This is a genomic window from Marinobacter sp. M3C (genome assembly GCF_023311895.1).
Lineage (GTDB): Bacteria > Pseudomonadota > Gammaproteobacteria > Pseudomonadales > Oleiphilaceae > Marinobacter.
In genome coordinates this window covers 3565919-3584797 of sequence record NZ_CP092284.1, presented here as the reverse complement: position 1 = coordinate 3584797, position 18879 = coordinate 3565919, and the positions used below count along the sequence as shown (strand labels likewise).

The 18879-nt window shown below is 50.2% G+C and carries 16 protein-coding genes and 1 pseudogene; 11 read left to right on the top strand and 6 right to left on the bottom strand.

The annotated features are described in order from the left end of the window. The first annotated feature begins 17 nt into the window (after positions 1-17). Complete coding sequence (locus tag MIH18_RS16775) at positions 18-164, top strand: hypothetical protein (protein WP_249012984.1); 147 nt, start codon at positions 18-20, stop codon at positions 162-164. Between the two features lie 153 nt (positions 165-317). On the opposite strand, the gene MIH18_RS16770 is transcribed toward MIH18_RS16775, so the two are convergent. After that, positions 318-2828, bottom strand: a complete 2511-nt coding sequence (locus MIH18_RS16770) for a S8 family peptidase (RefSeq protein WP_249012983.1) — start codon at positions 2826-2828, stop codon at positions 318-320. 15 nt (positions 2829-2843) lie between these two features. Then, positions 2844-3851, bottom strand: a complete 1008-nt coding sequence (locus tag MIH18_RS16765; RefSeq protein WP_249012982.1) for an ATP-binding protein — start codon at positions 3849-3851, stop codon at positions 2844-2846. A gap of 252 nt (positions 3852-4103) precedes the next feature. Here MIH18_RS16765 and MIH18_RS16760 point away from each other — a divergent pair, with 252 nt between their 5' ends. The 5 genes from MIH18_RS16760 (at position 4104) to MIH18_RS16740 (ending at position 10962) form a co-directional block, all read left to right on the top strand. Continuing rightward, positions 4104-7280 (top strand): type I restriction endonuclease subunit R, encoded by a 3177-nt coding sequence (locus MIH18_RS16760; RefSeq protein ID WP_249012981.1) that lies wholly within the window; start codon positions 4104-4106, stop codon positions 7278-7280. A 402-nt stretch (positions 7281-7682) separates the two neighbouring features. Next, entirely contained in the window at positions 7683-8333 is a 651-nt protein-coding gene (locus tag MIH18_RS16755; protein ID WP_249012980.1) for a hypothetical protein, read from the top strand. A 120-nt stretch (positions 8334-8453) separates the two neighbouring features. After that, positions 8454-8672: an antitoxin Xre/MbcA/ParS toxin-binding domain-containing protein gene (locus MIH18_RS16750; protein WP_249012979.1), complete on the top strand. Its 219-nt coding sequence runs from the start codon at positions 8454-8456 to the stop codon at positions 8670-8672. Between the two features lie 938 nt (positions 8673-9610). Continuing rightward, positions 9611-10615: an integrase domain-containing protein gene (locus tag MIH18_RS16745; protein WP_249012978.1), complete on the top strand. Its 1005-nt coding sequence runs from the start codon at positions 9611-9613 to the stop codon at positions 10613-10615. Beyond that, positions 10612-10962 (top strand): hypothetical protein, encoded by a 351-nt coding sequence (locus tag MIH18_RS16740; protein ID WP_249012977.1) that lies wholly within the window; start codon positions 10612-10614, stop codon positions 10960-10962. Before MIH18_RS16745 ends, MIH18_RS16740 begins: the two co-directional genes overlap by 4 nt. Positions 10963-11114: 152 nt before the next feature. On the opposite strand, the pseudogene MIH18_RS16735 reads toward MIH18_RS16740, so the two are convergent. Beyond that, positions 11115-11381, bottom strand: a pseudogene (locus tag MIH18_RS16735) (transposase); the annotation flags it as partial. 176 nt (positions 11382-11557) lie between these two features. On the opposite strand from MIH18_RS16735, the gene MIH18_RS16730 reads away from it, so the two are divergent. The 4 genes from MIH18_RS16730 to MIH18_RS16715 are packed head-to-tail and all read left to right on the top strand — an operon-like array spanning position 11558 to position 15217. Beyond that, on the top strand, positions 11558-11974 hold the full coding sequence (locus MIH18_RS16730; RefSeq protein WP_249012976.1) for a TIR domain-containing protein: 417 nt from the start codon (positions 11558-11560) through the stop codon (positions 11972-11974). Beyond that, positions 11974-12549 (top strand): hypothetical protein, encoded by a 576-nt coding sequence (locus MIH18_RS16725; protein WP_249012975.1) that lies wholly within the window; start codon positions 11974-11976, stop codon positions 12547-12549. Before MIH18_RS16730 ends, MIH18_RS16725 begins: the two co-directional genes overlap by 1 nt. Beyond that, on the top strand, positions 12537-13955 hold the full coding sequence (locus MIH18_RS16720) for a tetratricopeptide repeat-containing protein (protein ID WP_249012974.1): 1419 nt from the start codon (positions 12537-12539) through the stop codon (positions 13953-13955). Before MIH18_RS16725 ends, MIH18_RS16720 begins: the two co-directional genes overlap by 13 nt. A 23-nt stretch (positions 13956-13978) precedes the next feature. Then, the gene (locus MIH18_RS16715; protein WP_249012973.1) at positions 13979-15217 is read left to right on the top strand and encodes a TRAFs-binding domain-containing protein; all 1239 of its coding nucleotides are present in this window, start codon (positions 13979-13981) and stop codon (positions 15215-15217) included. Positions 15218-15679: 462 nt separating this feature from the next. Here MIH18_RS16715 and MIH18_RS16710 read toward each other — a convergent pair whose 3' ends face one another. The 3 genes from MIH18_RS16710 to MIH18_RS16700 form a co-directional block, all read right to left on the bottom strand. Beyond that, positions 15680-16204, bottom strand: a complete 525-nt coding sequence (locus MIH18_RS16710; RefSeq protein ID WP_249012972.1) for a TIR domain-containing protein — start codon at positions 16202-16204, stop codon at positions 15680-15682. A gap of 320 nt (positions 16205-16524) precedes the next feature. After that, positions 16525-16698 carry an AlpA family phage regulatory protein gene (locus MIH18_RS16705; protein WP_249012971.1) on the bottom strand — a complete coding sequence of 58 codons (174 nt, stop codon included), beginning with the start codon at positions 16696-16698 and terminating at the stop codon, positions 16525-16527. A gap of 309 nt (positions 16699-17007) precedes the next feature. Continuing rightward, a complete protein-coding gene (locus MIH18_RS16700; protein ID WP_249012970.1) occupies positions 17008-17181 on the bottom strand; it encodes an AlpA family phage regulatory protein in 174 nt (57 codons plus the stop codon). Between the two features lie 498 nt (positions 17182-17679). Here MIH18_RS16700 and MIH18_RS16695 point away from each other — a divergent pair, with 498 nt between their 5' ends. Next, positions 17680-18879 carry a reverse transcriptase family protein gene (locus MIH18_RS16695; protein ID WP_249012969.1) on the top strand — a complete coding sequence of 400 codons (1200 nt, stop codon included), beginning with the start codon at positions 17680-17682 and terminating at the stop codon, positions 18877-18879.

The window sequence follows — 18879 nt, the reverse complement described above, 5'->3', positions numbered from 1 at the left end:
CGAGACAAGGAACTGTCATGACTGAACAGCAGGTACGGATTTTCACTTCAAGCGATGGTCAGGCCCAGCTAGAAGTGGCACTAGAGCGGGATACAGCTTGGTTGAGCCAGGCACAGATGGGCCAGTTCAAAGCGCGCAACCCAGTTCCGCCAATGGGCCACTGAAGTCCTCAAAGATCACTTGGTTCAATATTACACCCTCAACCAGCTCCGGCTCACGGAACGAGTCATCGAGTTCAAGCAGGCCATAATCTGCCGGAGTTCAACACTGAATTGAATCTTACTCCGGAGGTGACAGGTACAAGACAGCTCAAGACATCAAACCTCAACCAGCACCTTCAATTGATTCTCAATAGCGGTATAGAGTTCAACATCAATTTCTGGAGCAAGAACTGAGATGATCAGAGAATAATTCGCTCTCTGATCATACCTTTCAAGTTTTTGCCTGGTTTTCCACCAACCACTCACCGGATACACAGCTAACACCCCTCGGCTGGCAAGATCAGCTGCACTTCCGCGCCAAATGTCTGAATGTATGCTACCTCTGTGCCGGTTACTGGGCCCAACCAACCAATGCGGATCGTTTCCAGTGGTAGTAGAACCACCCTCATCAGCATCTTGTGCAGCAGCATTAATCCGACTACGAAATGCATCATCGCCTTCGTCCGGTCGTTTTACCTCAAATCGTAAGCCATGCGACTCATAGCGATAACGGGACTTTACCCCACGCGCCGAGGGGTTGGGCTCGATGAAGTAAGACAGTGTAACCCTCATCGCGACTTCCACCTCACCAAGGGCTTCCAGCTCTTGCAAAGGCCAAGGTAACCTATGCAGATTCATGTCTCTCAGTGTAGGAGCTCTACTACCGTCTCGCTTAAACGGATGCAAAACATCTTCGCAGATCAATGTCAGCGAATTTTCGACGCTCCATAAAGCACGCTCCAGATCTGGCTCGCCAAAGCCACAATGCCGAATGAGACGTGCGACATCACTTTTGTTAGGGCGAGTCGGATTGGGGAGCCACTGACGTTTCATTGTTGCAGTCCAGTCAGCCGAGTGAACCATCAATCCACGAATGGTTTCAGCTCGTAAATCTGGATATTCAGCCATTACCTGAGCAGCCATGCGCGCGGCGAGCGCAGTCGCAGCACTGGTTGCGTTTGTCGTAGTAAAACTTTTTGCGGTTGGTTCGAAGTTGGTGGTCAACAGGCTCAGACTTGCCATAGTTGAAGCATAAGGCTTTTCGTACATGTGAGTAACTGCCGCATTCCCACCCTCAAAAACGATGTCAGGCTTGTAGGGCCAGAAACCCGCCCAGACTTGGGAGGTCGTGCTAAATGGGCTCAAGGCTCCTGCTTGAGCTACCGGAGAATAATCAGCCGTATCTGGCTCGGTAATATTAACTAGGTCAGTACTAGCGCCAACGGTGATTGCATTCCAAGCTTGCCCTGGGTCATGCACCCCATCCGTTGTATTACTGTCCGGGTAGTTGATCCATGCATTCGGATCATCGACATTTCCAGCAGAAATACAAAACAACCTAGGGCTCTCACCTTGGTTGTCATAATCAACAGCCAGCCGATCAATAGTGGCTGACCATGCAGACGGACGTCCTCTATCACGGGAGTCCTTTGCTGTCACAGACATGCTAAAAACCCGGAGCCGATGAGGTGCTGTAATCTCTGGTCGGCCAATAGCTTGAATCGTTAGATATCCGTGATGTTCCGGATCACTGCCATTGGAATGACTGTTTTCGAGAAGCTTTACGGATTCAAGGCGGTGGCGCGAATTAATCGGATTCGAGGATGATAAAACTAGAGTCAAATTGCCAAGTAGAGCAAGTCCAGCCATCTCAGTTCCATGGCCCTCCCCATCATCAGTACCCCAACCAGGTTCAACTGTATGGCAATCCTCCATAGAAAGCCCTCTGGCGAGAAGAGGGTGCCCTTGATTTATTCCAGTATCCAACACACAAACGTGTGGCACTCCCGCGCCAGCTTCGGGTATCGTGAGGCGTGATAGCAGTTCCTGTATCCACTCCGGCTGGTCAGAGGTTGACAAAGAGTCAAAGAAATCTGCAGTTTCTTTGGCGCGCCTTAATTCTGCAATGCTGTTGAGGGTCAGCATGGAGCGCTGCATCTGATCTAGAGAGCCCTGAACCAAGAGTATTGTGCGCTCAGGGAACTCTATCTGCCCCTTTGCCACCCGGAACCTTAAGCCTTCTGCCAGTTCCCTGAATTGCGCGACGGTTCCAAACCGATCACCGCGCAAAGGCAACCAAACCTCCCACCAAATTACTTCCTCAGTCTCTGCGGGGAAAGCCTTTGGATCGTCAGTCCAAAGTGATCTAATACTAGCTTTTCGTATGCTCTGAATCGCATCAATCAATATCTGGTTTTTAGGAGATCCGCTAGCGTTGCTCTTCCTTAGATAGTCGGTAATCTTGCTCTCAAGAAGATGCATTTTGCCATCGGGAACGAAAACCGCTGCAAACGTTTTGCCATCCTCATGTCGAACATTTAGCAATTCGATCTTCGACCGCTCAACTGCCAAACGCTCAAAAGCCAATTCGATATCAGGAAAGCTCTCGAATTCAATTTGTAGCCCAAAACCATCTTCCAGTCCCGCCTCCTCTTGGAGCTCTCTAGCGCTCTGAATATCGGCTTTGAGGCCTTCAACCTGTTGCAGTAGGCTTTGCCCGTGCGACTGACGATTTTGCCTCGGAATTTCGTTTCCGTCACCACCACCTCCCCGACGACGAAAACTTTCAGTTTCCCCTGATTTTTTAAATATAAAGTGATGTTTTGGCTGGCTTTCTCTTTCGGCCATGAACTACTACTTTCCCTATAGAAATTCTTTCCCACTAAACCGCGCCTTGGACTGTTTGCGTTCATCTAGGGCGTATCGTATATCAGCAACTCCGATCGAGTCTTTACCTTCGATTAACGCTGCTTTTAAGGCATCATCACATGCTCTCACAATTTCTGCGTAGCTGAGGCCTCGGGCGTTCTCAGAAAGTTTCTTCCATGAGAGGCTCGACCGACTGTGATTTCCTAGGCGTGATCTGAGCAACTCTGCAGTCTTCGTCTCATCCGGAAGGTCATAGTACAAAATATCGTCGAAGCGCCGAAACAAGGCATGATCCAATATTTCGGGATGGTTGGTGGCGGCGACTATGAGGCTATGGGAGTCATCTTGCTCAATCATTTGCAGAAAGCTGTTGAGAATACGCCTTATTTCACCAACATCATTAGCAAGACCTCGCTGTGATCCTATGGCATCGAATTCATCAAAAAAATAGACACCACGAGCTGTCGCGGTCAAATCGAATACCTGGCGAAGTTTCGCTGCAGACTCACCCATGTATTTTGTAATAAGCCCATCAAGTCGGACTTGATATAAAGGTAATCCCAACTCCCCCGCCAAAACGGAGGCAGTTAGAGTCTTCCCCGTGCCCGGAGGACCTACCAAAAGTAATTTACGCCGCGGAGCGAGCCCGTGTGCCAGCAATCGTGATGCCTGGCGTTGCTCTCGAACAACCCTCTTCAACTGGTAATCTAGGCGATCATCGAGGACCATCTCTCCTAGACGATTCTTCGGAAGGGACGCACTGAGTAGGCCAGCAAGATCCCCCTTTGGTCGACCAATGGGAACAGTCTTTTCTTGGTCTTTGGAATCCTTGCCTCGCTGCAACTTCGCTTTATCAACAAGATCTCTAAGCTCTTCTGCCAACTTACCATGGCCGGCCTTCGCCTCATGGGCTGCCAGTTGTATGGCGACAGAATAGAACCTTTCGTCATCTCCCTCAAGATGAGATTTAACTAGGGCTTTCAATTGGTTAGCGCTGGCCATACTTAGATCCTCCGCGGCCATCATACGTCACTGAGGTTCACCGTAATACTCCCAAAAAAACAAACTGCAAAATCGACCTGAAACGATGCCGACTTTACCTCAACAATTCGGTTCAGCATGATCTATAGCTCAAGTACATTATATCCACCATAATCAGAAGCAAATCAAATAGAAGCTTGGCCACTCGCTGCGAAAGGAACTCACCTTCACTGACAGCCAGCCTGCATTTAATATGGAAAAAGGTAGTACAGAATGACTGAGGATCAGCTGGAACAACAGTGCCTTGAGTGGTTTTCCGAGGGTGGCTGGGAAATCGGCCACGGGCCAGACATAGCGCCGGACGGTCCGTCACCGGAGCGAGTCGACTATCGACAGGTATTGTTACTGGCTGATCTTGAAGCGGCCATCCGCCGCATTAATCCTCACCTGCCCCAAAGCGCCGTTGAGCAGGCTGTAGATGTGGTGCGCAAACCAGAGAGCCTGGATTTGGTGATCAGCAACCGGGCCTTTCATCGCCTGCTGCTGGAGGGCGTGCCGGTTGAATACAAGCTGCCGAGAGCCTCTGACAAAGAGCACGACAGGGTCATCCACGACCAGGTATTTCTGGTGGACTTCAATGATCTGACCACCAACCGCTTCCGCGCCATAAACCAGTTCACCATCGAAGGCTCCAAACAGCTGCGCCGGCCCGACATTGTTTGTTTCATCAACGGCCTGCCCTTTGCCGTGCTGGAATTGAAAAGCCCCAGTGCCGAGAACGTAGATATCTGGGATGCGTTCAACCAGATTCAAACTTACAAAGACGAAGCGGCCGACCTGTTCGCTTACAACGAAGCCGCCATCATCAGTGACGGCTACTTCGCCCGCGTTGGCTCCCTCACCGCCAGCCAGGAGCGTTACATGCCCTGGCGCACCCTCAGGCATGAAGACGACAAACCACTGTTGTCATGGCAGCTGGAAACCATGGTGCGGGGCTTCTTTGATCGGGAACTGTTCCTGGATTACATCCGTTACTTCGTTATCTTCGAGTCGGACTCCGACAAACTGATCAAAAAGATTGCCGGCTACCACCAGTTCCACGCCGTACGCGAAGCTGTGCGGGCCACGGTGATTGCCGCCCGAGATATGAATGCCCATGGTATTGGCGAGAAACGCGCCACCTACGGTGACGAAGTAGTATCTGGCAGCAAGAAGGCCGGTGTGGTGTGGCACACCCAGGGTTCCGGCAAAAGCATCTCCATGTGCTGTTACGCCGGCAAACTGCTGCAACAACCAGAAATGAACAACCCCACTTTGATTGTAGTGACTGACCGTAACGATCTGGACGGCCAGCTCTTCGCCACCTTCAGCGCCGCGAAAGAACTTTTAAAGCAAGAGCCGGTGCAGGCAGAAGATCGCGACACCCTGCGCCGATTGCTGGCGGAGCGCGAATCTGGCGGGATTATCTTCACCACGGTTCAAAAGTTCGCACTGCTTGACGGCGAATCAGGCCACCCTGTTCTGAACGACCGCCATAATATTGTGGTGATCTCAGACGAAGCCCATCGCAGCCAGTACGGCCTGAAAGCCACCCTGAAAAAAGACGGCAGCTACAAGTTCGGCTACGCCCGCCACATGCGAGACGCCGTGCCCAACGCCTCTTTTATTGGCTTTACCGGTACACCCATCGCCAATGAAGACAGAGACACCCGTGCCGTGTTCGGCGATTACGTGTCCATTTACGACATTCAAGACGCCGTGGACGATGGCGCAACCGTACCCATCTTCTACGAATCCCGCCTGGCCAAGCTGGACATCAACCGGGAGGCCATCGAAGCGCTTTCTGACCAGGTAGAGGAAGTGGTTGAAGACGAAGAAGACGTTGGCAACCGCGAGAAAACCAAAGGTGAATGGAGCCGGCTGGAAAAGCTGGTAGGTTCCGGCCCCCGGCTGAAACAGGTGGCGGAAGATCTGGTCAAACACTTTGAGACCCGCAACAGCATCATTGAAGGCAAGGCCATGATTGTGGCCATGAGCCGGGATATTGCGGCTCAGCTGTATAACGAACTCGTGGCTCTGCGCCCGGAATGGCACGACGAAGATCCAGAGAAAGGCGCCATTAAAGTAGTGATGACTGGTTCCGCCTCTGACAAAGCCCTGCTGCAGCCCCACATTCACAACAAGAAAACCAAGAAGCGGCTGGAGAAACGCTTCAAGGACGCAAACGACCCGCTCAAGCTGGTGATCGTGCGGGACATGTGGCTGACCGGTTTCGACGCGCCTTGCTGCCATACAATGTATGTAGACAAGCCCATGAAGGGCCACAACCTGATGCAGGCCATCGCCCGGGTAAACCGCGTGTTCAAGGATAAGCCCGGCGGCCTGGTGGTGGACTACATCGGCATCGCCAACGAACTCAAGCAGGCCCTGAAAACCTATACCGACGCCAAAGGCAAAGGCGCGCCCACCCACAGCGCAGAAGAAGCCTACGCCATCCTGCTAGAGAAACTGGACATCATCCACGGCATGTTTGCGCCCGGCCCCAAAGGCAAAGGTTTCAGTTACGCCGGCTTTGAAGAAGAACCCCACAAACTGCTGGTTCCAACTGCGAACTATATCCTCGGCCTGGAAGACGGCAAGAAGCGCTTCCTCGATACCGTGTTGGCCATGAACAAAGCGTTTTCACTGTGCGCCACCCTGGATGAAGCCCAGACCGTACAGAAAGAAGTGGCTTTCCTGTCCCAGATAAAAACCGCAATTACCAAGTTCACCAGCGTGGACAAGAAACTAACCCAAGAAGACAAGAACACCGCCCTGAAACAGATTCTGGACAATGCTCTGGTGTCCGAAGGCATCACCGACGTGTTCGCCCTATGCGGCCTGGACAAACCCAATATCGGCCTGCTGTCTGACGAGTTCCTGGAAGACGTTCGGCAGATGCCCTACAAAAACTTTGCGGTAGAGCTTCTGGAAAAGCTACTGAAAGACGACATCAAAGCCAAGACCCGCAATAACGTAGTGCAGGAGAAAAAGTACGCCGACCGCCTGCAGGCGACGCTGCTCCGGTACAATAATCGGGGTATCGAAACCGCTCAGGTCATTGAAGAACTCATCGCCATGGCCAAGCAGTTCCAGGCGGAAATGGAGCGAGATGCCGCCCTTGGTCTAACCCCCGACGAAGTAGCCTTCTACGATGCCCTGGCAAATAACGAAAGCGCCGTGCGCGAACTGGGCGATGAAATTCTGAAAAAGATCGCGATCGAGATCACCGATAAATTGCGAAAATCGACCACAGTAGACTGGCAGGTGCGGGAAAGTGTGCGGGCCAAATTGCGGATTCTGGTGCGCCGCACGTTACAACGTTATAAGTACCCACCAGATAAGGCCTCTGAAGCCATCGAGTTGATAATGCAGCAGGCGGAAGTTTTGTCGAATGGGTGGAGCCGTTGAATCAGAGGAATAACGAGACGCGGGATTTTTAGGAGATAGTTTATGTCTACAGACTTGGCGCCCAAGCATCTCAGGTTGTCGCATGCTCACGATGGCGGGGCCATGTTGACCTCAGCCGAGGACGCTATCAGGGGTGAAGAACATGTTTGTCCGAGCTGCAGCGATCCGGTGACACTCAGACGCGGTGACGTCCGGGTCGCACACTTCGCACACCGACCAGGGACAAATTGCAGTCCAGAAAGCGCAATTCACAAAATAGCGAAGCTCCTAATTGCCCAAGTAATCCACCTAAACGCTCTTGGTAGTGATCGGGCGATAACAATCGAAAATAGCTGTGAGCACTGTGGCTGTGCGGTCACTCGCGCCTTACCTCCCGGTACTTTTACAGGCGCACAAGAGGAGGTGGCCGTCGGAAGTTATTGGGTAGACGTTGCAGGATACAACGGTGCAAAAATTGCCCTGGCAGTCGAAATCCGACACACACACGCCGTTGGCGAGGAAAAAGCTGGCTCCCTCGACGGATTCTGGGTTGAGCTAGTTGCAGCAGATGTCATTGCGAACCCTTTTCGTTGGGTGCCGCAGGCGTCAAAACTGAAGGTCATGCTGTGCGAACCCTGCAAAAGACAGATCAAGACAACCCAGAGGGTATTGAGCCAGTGGAACGTCGATAGAAACAACTGTTCGCCCGTTTTCAACCCAGAACGTGCAAAGTACATCGCTGCCACGGAAGAGTGCTGGAAGTGCAAGAAGGTCATTCCCGTGTTTTGGTGGCATGGCGTACCCTTCGCGGAAGATCAGCCGCCAGAGCCACGACCGGCAAGCGTTCAGTATCGCTACTCAAAGAAATACGAAGGGAAATACTGGGCAAATACGTGCCCAGGGTGTGAATGCATGCAAGGTGACAACTTTCTATTCCTTTTTGATGATGCGCCACTTGCTAGCAAGCACCTGCCGCTTCGTCAGATCAACAGCCAAGGGGGGACTGTGAGCATAACGACGGGCCCCGGAGCCGTGAACAGTTTTTTGAAAACTGTCATGGGGAAGTATCGTTAACCTAGCCAAATACAGCGCCGTGAGCGTGCGCAATGCTCACGGAAACTGAGCTAGGCCACGGCTAAGCTGTTGGGTTAAAAAGCAGCATGTCTAAAGTCCCTGATACCGAAAGAGAAAAATATGACTGATCAATCACAGATAATGGAGGCGCTGCGAGCAGAAGTAATCGCGGCGGCGGTTGAGTTATTCGAAGGGGATGCTGAAACTACCGAATTATGGCTCAACACCCCTCTTAGGGCTATTGGCTATGACACGCCTTATGGCTATATGGATACCTCTGCAAAGATTCAGACGCTCAGGGATGTAATCGGGCGGCTGGAGCACGGTATCTGGACCTGAATGAGCCCTACGTTCTTGAACTTTACAATCAGTTCTATGGCTTCCCCACTGTACTTCTAGCGAACCTCTAGTGAACCTGCAGTGTACCCAACCGCTGCAACGCAGCGCCTGATCGAGAATGGAACATACACAGGTACACTCACGGTACACTTTGAGTACACTCGAAGCCTTCCCTGCTAGATTTTCCCGAGCACTGATCATCGGCTAAACGCACTAAAACTGCATTTACTGCTGTGGACATCGGCGACAATATTTCAGACAATATCCGTGTATTGAGGCACTGCCTCGACTGCGTCTAGCTGGGACCATAAAACAAACAGCATGAAAAAATGGATCAGCCGATCCACCCTAAAATGCCCTATGGGCGCTTCCGAAAGAGTTCTTCACGACCTCCCCCCTTAAACGCCATTTTTGGCATTGATCGCAACCAACATATCTCGATTTTTCTGTTCTGGTTTTATAACCATAAATAATTGAGATGCATAAATTTTGGATTGAGCTCGCCGCCTGCTATCAGGCATTCCGAAGCTCTTTCCAACGCCCCGAGTAACGAAACCCTGAACGAAACCTTCAGGGCTGGGTGGATTGCCATGCGATCAGCGGTGCGTCATCACCGCTACCACTCATTTTTTGTTCTCGCCCCACCCCGACCACGAACTGTGGTGCCCATACCTCACAATCTATGCTGACTGCATGACGCCCGCCCCGACCAGAAATGGTTTCGCCGGTTTGTGAGGACAAATCAATCGCGCTTGCAGCAGCGCAAACGGAGGCCCGGAGCCATGATCTGGACATGGTTAAAACTGACTTAGCGTACGGGGACAGGGCCTACGCGTGTGGAAAACCGAGAGGTCCTGACCCCATATGCTGAGGGTTTTGCCACACAAACATGCTGCACACACTGACAGGAGATATATCGCCAACTAGGAAACTACGAAATGAAAAAACAGAAATGCTTTAAAAGGAACAGCTCAAAGCGGAATTTCGGTCTGGGCCATCAGCCTGGATACGCAGTTAAAGTGGCTCTCGCGCAAGGCTATGGAGAGAATGACCACCACAATACCCGCTTTACACATCATTCCAGATTTGAGCACTGCCTTGTTTGGCTGTCGAAACTCGACCCACCGATTCGCGACCTGCGTAAAATCACACTGCCGCATGCCATTGAATACTCTAAGGCTCTCGCAAGTTTTGTGGCATCGGGTGATATGGAGGTCAGCTATGCACAAAATCTTATCTCGACATTAAATACCGTCATGCGGGCCGTTCGCCGGGACCAGACAATTTGGCTTTCACCGGCAGATGCCGTCGGCAAACGTTCCTACATCAGAACGACCCTCCCACTGGCAACGTGGGACAAGGTCCTTGACGCAGTCCGTTTAGCCGAAGCCATGGGCAACTATCGAGGTGCAGCGCTAGTTCTGCTCTGGCGAGCGTTCGGTATGCGATTTCGGGAGGCAGCCTTAGCAGACCTCCACAGAATGAAAGCTGAAGCTGACATTTATAATGCAGTCCGGATATTGGAGGGAACTAAAGGAGGTTTCAAATCTGAAGATCGGCGAATTCCAGTTGAAAGCGTGCAGTGGCAGGCTCTGGATTACGCACTCCACAGCATTTCCGGCACCGGCACGTGCCTCATTGACACCAACAATTCGCTCAAAGAATTTCTCAATCGGCACGCGAATCCCTTGCGCTCGATTCTCAAAAACGTCGGCATTGAATGCCCTAAAGACCTGCGGGCTGAAAATTTCATTGAGATCTACGAGCGAACAAGCGGGCAATTGGCTCCACTGAAACAAACCGGGGGGTTTGACAGGGAAGCGGATTCGGCAGGGAGAGGGGCTGTCGGTCATCAGGGCGGCCACAAAAGGTCAACAATCTCATCATCCTATGTTGGCAAACGAGATCGGACCAACCGTGGTGGAGAGGAAGTCAGACAATGAACCTCAATGGTGTGTACAAGCGTATCAAGACCAAGGAAGGCGCCCAAAAGACCCGTGACAAGCATTTGAGCCGTATCGAAAAAATGGCAGTGGCTGTCGAGAATCGATTTCCTGAGGTAAAACACATTCAGCAGATTCGGCTGAAACATTGCCAGTGGCTCTTGGCGCACTGGTGCAAACCATCCACCAAGAAGGATTTTCGGAGCTCACTGCGCCTGCTGATTGAAGCCCTTGATCGGGAACAGGATTGGCGAAAGCCACTGGGAATGGCGCCAGCCTCTGCTGGAGGACGCCCGAGGGACATTTCAGTTGTACGTTCCCGATCATCGAAGTATTGGATGGATTGACGCAGCCGCAGGCCCAGCACAATATGTTGAACCGGCATTAGTAATATTTAGTAACTGGACTTACTAAATTAATAAAACCGCTACTAATGCCTGATGATGGAGACGAGTCCGATTGTTTCATCAAGCACCGGCCAAGTTAATTGTCGCGCTATAGTCTGAAAAGACTGATCGAACCGAAGGATATCATGGTCATTCAGGTCTTCATAACCGGCCGCCACGCGCAGACCCGTTGGGCAATCATTATATCCAGCGGGAGCTATCGCGCTGATCCACGAGAACGTTGGCCAGTCGCTGGGTCAGGCGATGTTGTTTATCGACTTCTCGGAACAGGAGTAATCCGGCATCGGAGGTTTTGTGGCCACCGGAGAAATCGGCTTCGATTTGACGGCGTGAGAAAAGGTCAGTTTTTGAGGGACCATTTCCGACGCGGCTGTTGGTACTGGTGGACTCCTTTGTTAACCCCTTGAAAGTTACATGTCGTTAGTTTAACTTGTTGATATTCGCCTTTTCCGCCGACTTTAAAATGTCTAACAAAACGCCGCTCTCATAGCGCCCCGCTGCTAGATCACTTCAGCTTGAATTCCGGAGAAACGTCATGGCAAAACCCAAGGTATTCGTAAGTTATGATCATTCAGAAGACGTGCATTATAAGCGCCTCCTTCAAGCTTGGGACGCCAATGCCCACTTTGAATTCGAATTTGATAGCCGCGGGCCAAACGTGCCGGTAGATAGCGCTGAAGCAGGCCCCATACGGGCGTCGCTCACCAAGAAGATGAAAGAGGCCACGCACCTATTAGTTCTTGTGGGTCAAGAGACCAATGACAGCCATTGGATAGAGTGGGAAATAGCGCGCGCGAAGAAAGACGACGTCAAGCTCAAGCTAGCAGCTGTAAAACTTGCCAGAGCGAACAAGACTCCCACGGGCCTCCTGAATGTCGGCACATCTTGGGCTACGAGTTTCAACCGTGATCGCATTGTCGAAGCCCTGCGAGCAGCCAAGATCGGCTATTGATGATAGACAAGGCGCCCGAGGATAGAAAATGTTCCGCCGTTGTAGCTCTGGCAGGTCGAAGAACTGATGCCTTTGATGCAGAAGTTAAACGCTTCCCACTCGACCGGGTACCAATCGTCAAGGATGAGATTCTTCAGCTACTCAAGAACGAGGCCGTCGGAATTTTAGTATGCTCTGCAGCTTGCGGAGCAGATCTTTTGGCTCTGGACTCTGCGATAAGCCTCGGCGTTCGATGCCGTGTTATCCTTCCCTATAATACTAAAAAGTTCCGCGAAACGTCGGTAGTAGATCGGCCAGGAGAGTGGGGACCACTCTATGATCGTGTTATAGCCAATGTTCAGGCGAAAGGCGATCTGATAATTCTCGGCGGTTCCCCTGAAGGAGATCAAGCCTTCAGCGATGCGACCAGAGCCATTGTGCAAGAGGCAGAAAATGCTGCGGGAATGGATCGCGCTACATCGATTTTAGTCTGGGAAGGCAGCCCTCATGGAAGAAAAGATGCGACTGCGGAATTCCGTCAACTAGCACTAAGCGCTGGTATGAAGGAACTGACGGTGCTGACTTGCGCAAACTGATCAGGCGCATGACGCCAAGCACGGGTGAGATTTCACCGTTTCGCGTTGATCATCGCGTCAACGATCAGGATGTCGCGCTAATACTTGTCCATGGATTCTCCGGCGACACAGGAGCCACTTGGGCAGCGTTCGTTAATCTGCTCTTGGGTGACCCAGCCCTGACCTCTTGGGACTTATTTAGCCTAGGCTATTCTTCAAGCTTGCGCATTGATGTGCCTAATGTTTGGGCTGCTGATCCAGATATCGAAACACTCGCAAGTGGTCTGAAAACAACTCTATCTCTTCCCCCATTCAGCCACTATCGTTGTGTCGCGATTGCCGCCCATAGCATGGGAGGACTCGTTGTTCAGCGTGCCATCCTCATAGACCCAAAACTGGCCGACCGACTGAGCCATGTCTTCCTCTTCGGCACACCTAGCGCCGGCTTGTCGAAAGCTTGGCCATTCTCAGGTTTGAAGCGTCAGGTTCGTGACATGGCAGCGACGAGCTCTTTTATCCATTCGTTGCGGCATGAGTGGAACATCCGATTCGGTTCTGGCAGTCCTTTTGCACTGAAGGTTGTGGCTGGCGATAGGGATGAGTTCGTGCCTGCTCGATCCTCACTTGAGCCCTTCCCGGGCAATGCGCGAGAAGTTGTTCCAGGTAATCATCTCGAAATCATCAAGCCAACAGGACCCGATCACCAGAGTTATATACTTGTAATGCATGGCCTCAGTGGTGGTACACAAAGTCGCTCTGTTGTAGATGGTGCCCGTTTATCAGTTGAGCTGGGCGATTTTCGAGCCGCAGTGAAAGCCTTGCTACCACATTCTGGAGGGCTTGATGACAATGCGCTCGCTACACTCGCCTTAGCCCTTGATGGCCTTAACAGAGGCGAAGAAGCTCTTCTTATATTGGAACAGCATGGTAAATTCGAATCAACCGATGCACTAGGTGTCCTAGCAGGTAGAATAAAGCGGCGTTGGCTAGTTGAGCGGAGCTCTGCAGATCTTCATCGGGCCCGAGAACTCTATTCAGTCGCGCTTGACCAAGCCGAAGCTAGCAACGATCCCGAGCAATCTTTCTACCACGCTATAAACATTGCCTTTCTTGACCTAATAGCCTCGCCTGCCTCCGCAGACATTCCAACCTCCGTTCGTGGGATGGCTGAACGAGTCAAGGAATACTGCTCAAACGCTAGGGAGACTAACTGGCGTGTAGCTACCGAGGCCGAGGCTTGTCTAATGCTAGAAGACTTTAGCCAAGCGGTGAGCTTGTATCCCAAAGCCATTTCCTTGACGCAGTCCCCTCGTGAAATTGAGTCGATGTATTCCCAGGCAGTTCGTGTTGCTACCCGTGTTTTCGGCAGGAAAGGTACTAAAGGTATTGAGCAAGTTTTCGGTGCGTCACCCAACGTCACGCGCTAGGCACTGTCGCGGGTTATTCCTGAATGGAGATGAATGTGATCAGAGATGAACGAAAAGTTTGCTTTGTCGTGATGGGATTTGGCAAAAAGACGGACTACGAATCAGGCCGAACTCTAGACCTCGACGCTACATATGAAGCAATCATACGTCCAGCCGCAACGGACTTAGATCTACGCTGTATCCGAGCTGACGAAATCATACACTCTGGGACTATCGACACTGAGATGTACGAAATGTTGCTCAGAGCGGATTTAGTAATTGCTGACATTTCAACCGGCAACATCAATGCCGTCTACGAGCTTGGAGTTCGTCATGCACTGCGGCCATTTTCCACTCTGATTATGAAAGAGGCAGAAGGAAAACTCCACTTCGACCTTAACCATGTAAACACCTTCGAGTACAACCATCTCGGCCAAGACATTGGCGCTAGAGAAGCTGTACGAGCTAGACGTGAACTTCGAGCATTAATCTTTGATGTTATGCAAAAGCAGAAACCTGACAGCCCAGTCTACACCTATCTGCCAAAGCTGCAGCAACCGCGATTCAGTGATGAGGAATATGCTGAGCTATTGGACGAGACCGAAGCTGCACAAGAGCAATTATCCGGTCACATGCGCTTGGGTGAAAAGGCCATGAGCGAGAGCCGCCACACAGACGCCGCGCTCGCCTTTTCTGCCGCCGTAAAGATGAAACCAGGCGAACCTTATATCATTCAGCAGTATGCTTTAGCTACGTATAAATCAAAGCAACCGTCAGAAGTTGAAGCCTTAATATCTGGTCTTCGGATACTTGATGAGCTTGACCCAGACCATTCAAATGATCCGGAAACTCTTGGTATTACAGGTGCTATCCGAAAGCGGCTTTGGCTGACTACCGGAGATCGGTCGCAGCTTGAGAGTGCGCTCCGTTATTATGGCCGTGGATTCGAAGTTCGCCGAGACTATTACAACGGCGAGAACTTGGCAGCTTGCTATGATTTCCGAGCCAAAGTTCAGACTGACCCCGCGGAAGCCAAATACGACGAGATGAGTGCGCGAAAAGTGCGACAGTCAATCATTGAGGCCTTAACCGAAGCTATTAGTCTTCCGTCCTTTTCTGAGCGATCTGACCAACGCTGGGTTTTCGCAACTTTAGCAAGTTGCTCATTTGCCCTTGGGGAATCAGAAGATGGGACGAAGTATGAAGCTGCCTTCTTAGCTGAGAATCCCGCAGACTGGGAAATCGAGACATACAACGGCGCAAAGCGTGGACAAGCTGGTTAACCAAGGCCAAGAGTCATCCTTGCACAGTGCGATAACCCGCATCAGCCAGACATTCTAGTAGATTTCAATTCGGTGAGCTGAAAAAGCGCTTTCGGATGTTGGTTACTTGGGTAAGCCCTTCGATAAACGTGGCATGCTCTCACTGGTGGCGAAACGTTGCAGCTGTTCGGCCTCAAGCAGGCTCTGAACAATTCGTCTCTGCCGGACGAGTTTCAGACTTGATCTCAAACTGGCTGACATCATCGTCATGCCAGCGCGCAACTGACGGACTGCTTTAAAACCGTCCGTGGAAACGAGGTAGTGATTACCTTTTCAGAGATGAATCCAAGGTGAACGAAGGCAAGGCCGCACACAGAGACTTCTTTATTTTCTCCAGCGTCAACCAATGTTTTGTTCATTAGCTGCTGCGGAGGCTGCAGCTTTTAGAGTTAAGGTGAAAAATCATCGCCCAATCTGATCCTATCAGCCGTTACGAGAACGCAAGCTTCTGTTGTTATCGATCAAACTTTTAGAGGTGCCGTTAGCAAGCTCGATATGGCGACGAAGGCTATCGTGGCTTGCAGTTAGCTCCGCCCATGTGGCAAAGAATGCGTAACCAGAATTCAAGTTATTGAACAGTCTGTCAGGGACTGCGTATTTGCCATTTATAGTTTTTGGATTAGACGGTAAATTAACCCCGATCAAGCCGTGAGATTTATCGAGAGTTGCCTTTATTTCCCAGTCGACAAACTTTCGTTGCGGCGTATCTTTCCCGCACAACACCAACGTACAGGAGCTTCCTGTTATATATCGTTCCCTGATTGCTCTAATGACATAATCAGTGTCGTTACTCTGTATTGAACGCTCGACAGAGTTATCCTGAATGACTTCATATGTATCATCGAAGAGAGCAATTAAGCGTTCATAATAAAACCTATCACCCCCATGGTGGTAGCTTACAAATATTTTTCGGCGAATATTTAGACCAATCCCAAACGTGCTAGCCATGCTAATCCCTCAGTTGTTAGGTTTTCATTTTGTGGGCAGGGTTCTACTCCGTTTGCACGGACGGGTTTAAAGAATCTGACAAACGCCTTTCTCAGTGGCTGAAAGGCTGAAAGCAGAAATTTCTTCCAAGCTGTCAATCTACCACCATAACGACAAACCTACACCGCCCTTCAGCTGGCCTTTCCCGAGAGTGCTTACCGGAATGCTGCAGAGAGGTGATGCGGGTAACGCCTAATTACCCGCATTGTCGTGAGTGGATGTGGACTCATCTATACTTCAGAGCCCCCGATCTGGCCTCGTTTCCCTTCGGTTCTGGCGACTCACGAACGAGTTGCAGACCTGATCTCAAACTTCTTGATATCCTCTTCATGCCAGCGAGTAACTGACGCGCCAAACTTATAAGGCTGTGGGAAAAAGCCGTCATTTACCCAGCGCCAAATGGTGCATGGGGCAACATCGAACCGTTTCGAAACTTCGCGAATGTTTTGGTACATATCTGTCTCCTGATTACGTTGGTTAGAATAGATATGATAGCTAGTTCGGAGAAGCCGGTGTTTCGTCAAATTGCCGTTATTCTGCAATTAGACGGGAAAAGCGATATTTTCGCGAGTATAGCGTTGTAATCGAAGTAACTCTTGGATTTTGCTGGATGTAAGTCAGACCACATCTGCTAGACAGATTGGTCTCGGCCACTACCAACTGTTAAAGAATCGGGTTGAAATTAGAGGGGGGAGCCGAGAAAAGACTTGCGGGAAGCTGCCGAACATCTGGTGCTGTGACAGTCTCCCAACAATTGGTAAAACTCATTTTTGAATTGAAGATTTAACCTCAAACCGTTTGAGCTCTTCTTCATGCCACCGAACAGTCGAAGGCCCGAACCGATATGGCTTCGGGAAGCTACCCTCACTCACCCATCGCCAAATGGTGCTTCGATCAACACCGAGGCGCTTTGCTACGTCACGAACCTTAATGTACATACCTGAATCCTTATTCTGTTAATTGATACAGATACGATACCGAGCGCGACAGTGCAGGTGTTGGGTCAAATTGAACTTATCAGGCGTTTAGGCAATTAAATGAGCGAAATAGTCGACCTCAGCTTGGTGTAGGCCCTAAATCACATAAGACCAAACAAATTCGTCGGCATGGTTGACATAACAAGCGATGGCTCATACTCTCGTACTTGCGTAAACGTACCGTTTACTCGTAAAAACCGGATCAAAGATTCACCTCCAGTTTGCTCGTTATGAGCGTTCGGTGAAAGTCGAACTTGTTGGACGGAGCCCCGCAGGGTCCGCCGCCTCTGAACCCAGAGTAGGGTCTCCCTCCTCTGTGCCCAGAGTCGGGAGAGACGGTGGAGCTGGCTGATGGAGCTAGGTGGCATTAGAGGTTGAATCTCCGGTGTATACGACACCTAAACTCGTACCCCTATTGTATGGGAAGGCCAGCTCCATATTGAATTTCGGATAATTGTCATGGATGAATTTGAATTCCACAAGGTATCTTCAGCATCAATTTCTAATCTAACCAATCTTTGCTCAACGCTGAGCATCACCCGAGAAGAGCTCGATAAGGCCTTATCCCTCTCCCCACCTGACCGCTATGAAGAAGTTCAAGTTAACAAATCGGATGGCTCGCTCAGAACTGCATTTAAGCCTCACTATCTTATTCGACGCATTCAGAGAAGAATAAACAAGCGAATATTCGCCCCCCAAAAATCTGAACCCAATACGGTACAATGGCCGAGTTATCTTTATGGCTCAATACCTAACCAAATAATTGATGGTGAAGAAGTTCAGAAAGATTATATTGCTTGCGCACGCAAACACTGTAAATCAAAAAGTCTTCTAAAAATTGACATAAAGTCATTTTTTGACAATGTCCATAAAGACATCGTCTATGATATCTATAAAAACTTCTTCAAATACCCAGATTCGGTTTCTGAGATTTTGACCAATCTATGCTGTCATGAAGATCGTTTACCCCAAGGGGGCCTCACTTCGAGCTACCTCGCATCCCTAGCGCTTTATGACACAGAGCCATCAATACCGAAAAGATTATTAAAGAAAGGTCTAAATTATACTAGATTAGTAGATGATATCACCGTCTCGTCAAAATCACACAATTACGATTTTTCATTCGCACAAAAAATAATTATGGATATGCTATATGAAAAAGATCTTCCTATTAACGAGAAAAAGACTCGAATCGAACGAGAAGCATCAACGCCATTAATGGTGCACGGCCTTAGAGTGTGTTTTAAAGAGCCACGCCTTGCATCAAATGAAGTTAAAAATATACGAGCAGCGGTCAAAAATATTGAGATTTTGGCAAAAGAAAGACACTATCGAACCACCCACTCTTATAGAAAAGATTATAATCGATGCTTAGGGCGAGTGAACAAACTAGCCAGAGTCGGCCATAACCAACACTCAAAACTAGTGGATAGGATAAAGAAAGTTGAGCCGCTCCCATCAAAAAGAGATATAAAAAGATGCTGCGCGATGGTCTTGAACCTAGAAAGGGATCATCCATCAAAGAGCTCAAGGTACTGGTACTGGCGACGCTACCACAAGGCGCACCAGAGAATAAACATCCTCCAACGAACCTTTATGCATACTGCGGCTGACCTCAGAGCTAGATTACGTTTTTTGAAACCTACATATGAGAGCTGA

Coding starts and splice junctions, on each gene's coding strand:
- MIH18_RS16695 (WP_249012969.1), top strand. CDS start 17,680: ATGGATGAATTTGAATTCCACAAGGTATCTTCAGCATCAATTTCTAAT.
- MIH18_RS16710 (WP_249012972.1), bottom strand. CDS start 16,204: ATGGCTAGCACGTTTGGGATTGGTCTAAATATTCGCCGAAAAATATTT.
- MIH18_RS16760 (WP_249012981.1), top strand. CDS start 4,104: ATGACTGAGGATCAGCTGGAACAACAGTGCCTTGAGTGGTTTTCCGAG.
- MIH18_RS16705 (WP_249012971.1), bottom strand. CDS start 16,698: ATGTACCAAAACATTCGCGAAGTTTCGAAACGGTTCGATGTTGCCCCA.
- MIH18_RS16725 (WP_249012975.1), top strand. CDS start 11,974: ATGATAGACAAGGCGCCCGAGGATAGAAAATGTTCCGCCGTTGTAGCT.
- MIH18_RS16715 (WP_249012973.1), top strand. CDS start 13,979: ATGGAGATGAATGTGATCAGAGATGAACGAAAAGTTTGCTTTGTCGTG.
- MIH18_RS16745 (WP_249012978.1), top strand. CDS start 9,611: ATGAAAAAACAGAAATGCTTTAAAAGGAACAGCTCAAAGCGGAATTTC.
- MIH18_RS16775 (WP_249012984.1), top strand. CDS start 18: ATGACTGAACAGCAGGTACGGATTTTCACTTCAAGCGATGGTCAGGCC.
- MIH18_RS16730 (WP_249012976.1), top strand. CDS start 11,558: ATGGCAAAACCCAAGGTATTCGTAAGTTATGATCATTCAGAAGACGTG.
- MIH18_RS16700 (WP_249012970.1), bottom strand. CDS start 17,181: ATGTACATTAAGGTTCGTGACGTAGCAAAGCGCCTCGGTGTTGATCGA.
- MIH18_RS16770 (WP_249012983.1), bottom strand. CDS start 2,828: ATGGCCGAAAGAGAAAGCCAGCCAAAACATCACTTTATATTTAAAAAA.
- MIH18_RS16740 (WP_249012977.1), top strand. CDS start 10,612: ATGAACCTCAATGGTGTGTACAAGCGTATCAAGACCAAGGAAGGCGCC.
- MIH18_RS16750 (WP_249012979.1), top strand. CDS start 8,454: ATGACTGATCAATCACAGATAATGGAGGCGCTGCGAGCAGAAGTAATC.
- MIH18_RS16765 (WP_249012982.1), bottom strand. CDS start 3,851: ATGGCCAGCGCTAACCAATTGAAAGCCCTAGTTAAATCTCATCTTGAG.